Origin of the sequence: Vibrio sp. 10N.261.52.C11 (genome assembly GCF_041471405.1) — a bacterium.
Classification (GTDB): Bacteria; Pseudomonadota; Gammaproteobacteria; order Enterobacterales; family Vibrionaceae; genus Vibrio; species Vibrio crassostreae_C.
Genome location: NZ_JBFROI010000166.1, coordinates 1 through 714 on the forward strand (window position 1 = coordinate 1; position 714 = coordinate 714).

At 30.4% G+C, this 714-nt stretch carries 1 protein-coding gene; it reads right to left on the bottom strand.

Translation table 11 applies throughout. From position 1 onward, the window contains the following. The coding region (locus AB4323_RS24560) for a hypothetical protein (protein WP_372153567.1) at window positions 1-651 on the bottom strand (651 nt) is incomplete at its 3' end. Between the last annotated feature and the right edge of the window lie 63 nt (window positions 652-714).

A 714-nucleotide genomic window follows, 5' to 3' on the forward strand; every position in this document is an offset into this window, starting at 1 on the left:
TGCTTTACTTGAAATTTTAAAGTTAGATAAATTATTGTAGTTTTTAATTTTATCAGTCAATTTTTTATCATAGAAAAGCATATTCTGAAAAAGAATATCAGGCATAACGTATGCGTCTAATACTTGTTTAATTCTGTACATTGATTGATACAGATCTTGTGCTTCTACAGCAGTCAAAAGACCATCTAAAGCAAGCTTTTCAACCATATCTGCTACGTCATGAACTGGCTTTGATATCTTTGCAGCCTCTTTCTTAATTCCAGCTCTGTCAATAAAGAAGTAACCACGACACTCATTCACTTTTGCTTCATGAAATATTCTGTAATAGTATTTATGTTTAGCTAAAAATTTTTCATAGGCACCTCGCGTAATCTCGAATTCCCCCGACTTCACACATTCTGAAGCATTGTTACTTACAAACTCTTCAAATGTATACTTCGGATACTCATCAATACGTTTTTGAGCAACATTAATCACCATTGTTTTGGGAGATCCATTTCTAAAATCTTCATTGTTTACATTTATATTTAATCGAAGATAAAGAGTCATACCTTTTCTATGTCGATACGGTGTATAATTTTTACCATCATCGTTTATGTTATCTCTTTCTTTATCTACTGCTACATTAATTGCATCTGCGTTATTGGCCATAGTTAAAACCTTATCATTTATTTTTATCTTTAATTATAAATTAGCAGTTAATTAATAATAAGT